General features: G+C 42.5%; 2 protein-coding genes and 1 pseudogene. All 3 read right to left on the reverse strand.

The genetic code is table 11. From position 1 onward, the window contains the following. Positions 1-818 (reverse strand): annotated as a pseudogene (locus BACCELL_RS02755) (hypothetical protein); the annotation flags it as partial. Between the two features lie 31 nt (positions 819-849). Further along, a complete protein-coding gene (locus BACCELL_RS02760; RefSeq protein ID WP_007210001.1) occupies positions 850-3,993 on the reverse strand; it encodes a SusC/RagA family TonB-linked outer membrane protein in 3,144 nt (1,047 codons plus the stop codon). Between the two features lie 112 nt (positions 3,994-4,105). Then, positions 4,106-4,988, reverse strand: an 883-nt coding sequence (locus tag BACCELL_RS02765) for a FecR family protein (RefSeq protein WP_007210002.1), incomplete at its 5' end; no start/stop codon positions are given.

The following is a 4,988-nucleotide window of genomic DNA, read 5'->3' on the forward strand; positions in this document are numbered from 1 at the left end:
GCTTTGGCAATACAGATAGGACGTGCCTCTTTTGCCTTAGTCTGAAAATATTTCGGATCAAGGAAATCCAAACGGGGCAGTGGTTGGAAATTGGTGCCATAAATATATCCCTGAATAGAACTTATCACATTATTCTCTCCATCAAATGTCACCTGTTTTGTGAAATCCGTCGACAACGTCAAGACATTGCTGGCATACTTCACTGCATTTACTTTATCTCCGAGCCGATAATAGGCACGGGCTATCAAGGTGTTGATAAACGCTGTCTCATCCGTATCACTTGTAAATTTCAGAGCCTCCGTAAATGTAGAGATAGCCAGATTCAGGTTCTCCTTCCAGCCCTTTACCTCTCCCCCGTTTTCAACAGGGAGCGCCCGGAAATATTCTCCTGCCAGGAGATAAGAATATCCCTTGATATAATAGAGATTATAGCGTTGTTCATCTGTAGTAGTTGCATCGGCCTTAGCCACTACTTCTAATCCCTGGATCGCCGTTTCCCGCAATGTACCTACGTGACGCTGCAAATTGGTTACATCTATATCCGTATACAGGATAGTGGGAAAATCGAAAACCTTACTACTCTGGCTATAGTTATTAAAATAATTATCGGAGAGTATTTCAGTCAATTCCACATACGAACCGATAATCGTGGCAAACGAACGGTTGGCTCCGTTCACCCAAGTACTCATGGCATTAGGAGTCTTCAGAAATGTATCTTCATCTACATTCGGATTAATGATCTCATTCGGCTGTAAAAGTTCACAAGACGAACAGGCACAAGCCAGGGAAGCTATCAATATATAATTCTTAATGTTCATATCTATATTTATTTATGAGTTAAACTAATGATTAAAAAGAGACACGTATCGTTCCCACGTACTGACGAGGAGTGGAATAAGAAGAGTAGTTCAATCCACCTACCGCTACTGCACCTTGCGAACGGGCACCTGCCAGGGCAGCTTCCGGGTCTACCGATGAGGCTGTAAAGGCAAACGGATTATAAACATTGAAAGCCAGATTGACTGATTTCAGATACTTCTTCGGCTTATAATCATAAGCTATTCCGATATTCCTGATCTTCAGGAAATCTGATTTCTCTACGAAAAAGTTAGTGAAATTAAGCCAGTTAGCCCCCTGATCAAGTCCTTCCAGTGCTTTCTCTGGAATAGCATCGTCTTTCAGACCCTTTGAGAAACGGAACTGGCGGTCGAACGAATGTACATAAGCTCCATATTGATAATCACCGCTGAGCATGAACGAAAGATTCTTATAACTTGCCGACAAAGAGAAGTTACCATAAGCTGTAGGAAGTGTAGAGCCCAGATTCTGTAAAGGAAGAATTTCCTTCAGTGAGTTATCCGGATTCAGTACGGCCTTATAACCACGGATGAAACCTACCGGTTCTCCTTCAGCTACCACCGTTTGAACCGTTCGCGAAGAGAAACCGCCAATAGCAAAAGGCACTGCATTACCAATACTCAGTACTTTATTATGATTCGTATTATAAGATGCATTCAGGCGAACATTCCAATCTTTTGTATCCACTAATTGCAGCCCAATGCTCAATTCAATACCTTTATTCTCTATTTCACCGACATTAGACAAATAGTTGGCAGACTGACCGGATGAAGGAAGGGACGGGATACTGAAAAGAGCGTCTTTGGTCAGAGCATAATAATAAGTAAATCCCAAATTCAATACACGGTTGAAAAGCACAGCATTAAAACCGGCTTCATACGAATGTTTCTTTTCAGGTGCCAGATCCGGATTTCCATATTTACCAAAAGAAGCGGCTTGCCCTCCCTGGAAAGAATTGAACGCCACAGTACGTTGATATTCAAAAGCAGGAGGATAACTACCGGCAATACCATAATTGGCCAGAATACGGAAACTGCTTACAAGATTATTCTCTTTCAGTCTCTGCATAAAAGGTTCTTCAGAGAGAACATAAGAAAGTCCTACTTTGGGATAATATTGCCAGCCTACATTGTCACCAAAAGCAGTATTATAGTCCGAACGCAATCCCAAATCAATGTAATAGCGGTCCAGGAAACCGATATTTTCCTGAATAAAGTAGCCGTAATTATACAGATAGCTTAGCCATTCATTAGAAGTTAACGTTCCCGCACCCTCTATTATCTGGGCACCATCACGTACGTTTGTTCCATTATATACCGACTGGTGGTCATAAGTGCTAAAGAACTGGAAGCCTGCCGTAGAGATCAGACTAAAAACATCTTTATAACGATATTTATGCTGTCCGTTCAAATCCAAAGTCAGACCGAAATAGTTGCGGTCGAAGTTGGAGATACTGCCTGCATCTGAAGTTCCTTCCGGCTTCTGCTGGGTGTGAATCAGATATTCATTAGTTATGATGTTCTTATTGGTATTCAATCGATAATCTACTCCTAATACCCCTTTGAAAGTCAGATTAGCCAGAGGAGCATAGCTCAGAGATTGGGAAGTCTGAAAACGCTTTACGGACTCACGGTTGTTTTGCAATGCCTCCGCTTTCGTAACAAAAGCCTTCATCTGAGCAAAAGTATAGTCATCCAAAGCGTCCAGATCAGCGCCATAATTCACCAGTTCGCCCGCTGCATCCGTATACCTGAAATTAGTAGCCGCAGCGCCTTCCGTAAACCATAATCCGGTATATCCTCCCTGGTTACCGTTGCGGCTTCTCGCAAAGTCTTCTATCACCATACCAAATGAGTTCTGATATTCAAACTGTTCATTGAATTTCATTCTTGAACCGAAGCGCAAGTCATATTTACGATCCTCGTTACCGTCCTTTATCAGAGTTCCCGTACCGTTACTCATGCTGCCGCCAAAACTATAACCGAACTTCTCTGTTCCACCGTCAAAGCCGACACGGTACTTCTGTGTGAATCCTGTCTGATGCAACAATTCTTTGGTACGTTTAAAATGATAAAACTGGGAAGAAGCAATATCCGCCTCCAATTGAGTTTCGGCAAAGAACGTAGTCTTCTGCTCCGCTCCTTTCTTTGTAAAAATCTGAATAACGCCATTGGCTGCATCTGAACCATAGAGGGTAGTGGCCGCACCACCCGTCACATACTCAATGTGATCGATATTCTCCATCGGAATATCACCGATAGAACCGGTCACTGCACTGTTTCCGCTTAATGAGTTATTCAAAGTTGCACCTGTGTTCATATTATCCACACGCACTCCGTCTACATAAATCACGGGAGTAGAGTTAGAAAAAGCAGAAGATAGACCTCTTGACTTTACCAGTGAAGTTGCACCTGCCTGGCCGCTGGACATCGTTATCTGCACATTGGGGAGAGCATTTTGCAACACCTGGTCTATACGCCCCTGTTTCATACGTTCCAGTTCCTTACTGCTAACAGTGGTTACATTCGATGATAACCGGCGTTTTTGCACCTCAGCCCCCTGGCCTGTTACCACAACCTCATCCAATTTGAAGTTATCCTGATCAAGTTCCACTTTCAATTCATCGACCGGACTTATAGCAACCAGCTGCGTTTCATATCCTATATAGGACACTTTCAACTTGCTCCCCTGGGCAGCAGTTATTTGAAACACTCCATCTATATCGGTAATGGTACCTACAGACGGATTATCATTCAAAACCAGTGTTACACCTGCCAACCGTTCCCGCGTCTTCTTATCAAAAACAATTCCCTTCATCCTGACTGTAGAAGCTTTCTTGGAAACTTCTTTTTTGAATATCAGGATTGAACTGTTTTCGATCTTATACCCTATTGTAGCGGGTAGCAATTTCTCCAAGACTTCTGTTATTTCCGCATTCTCTGTCTCAATACTGATTTTTGTATCTACATTAAGCACCTGCGAACTATAGGCTACCGCCAGCCCTGTCTGTTTCGTAATTCTAGCGAAGATTTCCTTTAAGGCAACTTCCCTACACTTCAGAGTTACTTTCTGAGCAGCCATAACAGAAGTCAAGCCCAGAAAAGCCATTAAAACAATCAAAATACCTCGTTTCATTTTTATACGTTAAATGATTAATGAAATTAATTCAATATGATCTTTATACGTACTATTGACACAAAGGGTAAGCTAAAGTGTATAACGGGAACGTGTCTTTTACATGTCAATGCTATTTCATCCGTACCCGGATGGTATCTCCCTTCTGAAAACGGACAGGGGAGATTATTTCAAGTGTCTTCATCACTTCTTCCAAAGAGGCTTTCTTCACGCAAAAAGTATAAGAATACTGATAGACAACCGTATCTCCGACACAAAAAGGGACACCGTAATGCAAATCCAATTCTTTCAGCACTTCCTTCATCGGAGTATTCCGGAAATCGATCTCCTGTTCTTTCCAACGAATAAGCCCGCTTACTCCTTCTTGTAATTGAAGCATACAAGCGTTTTTCACCTTATTATATATAAGTGATTCGCCCGGACGCAAAGAGTATTCTTGCCGGTCACCATATAGTAAATCTACCTGCCCTTCATCCAGTTCAACTGTGATGTCCGGTTCGCAAGCATAGGCCTGCAAATGAAAAGAAGTTCCTGTCACTCGGATAGAAGCTTTATCCAAATCAACAATGAAGGGTCTGTGAGAATTCTTGCTCACCTCAAAATAAGCTTCCCCATCCAAAGTCACCCTACGCTCCGTCAGACCGAATTTATCCGGATAACAAAGACGGGAACCGGGATACAAGTAAACACGGGTACCATCCTGAAAAGCTATTTGCATCCGTTCTCCCTTCGCCACATAGATATCCTGGTAAAACGGAGGTTCAAAAAGAGAAACCTGCGTATTAAGATAGAGTAATATGGCTATAACAGCTGCAACGGGTACCATCGCCGCTACCACTTTTAGAGTTAGTCCGGCAAAACGTCTTCTCGAAATTTTCTTTTGCAGATTGCAGAATACCCTTTTACGGGATTCTTCACAGATACCATCATCCATATTTTCTCTTTCCTCAAAGAAATCGGCATCCATTTGCGCAGCAAGATACGCCTGACCTTCA

The organism is Bacteroides cellulosilyticus DSM 14838, from assembly GCF_000158035.1.
In the GTDB taxonomy this organism is placed as follows: Bacteria; Bacteroidota; Bacteroidia; order Bacteroidales; family Bacteroidaceae; genus Bacteroides; species Bacteroides cellulosilyticus.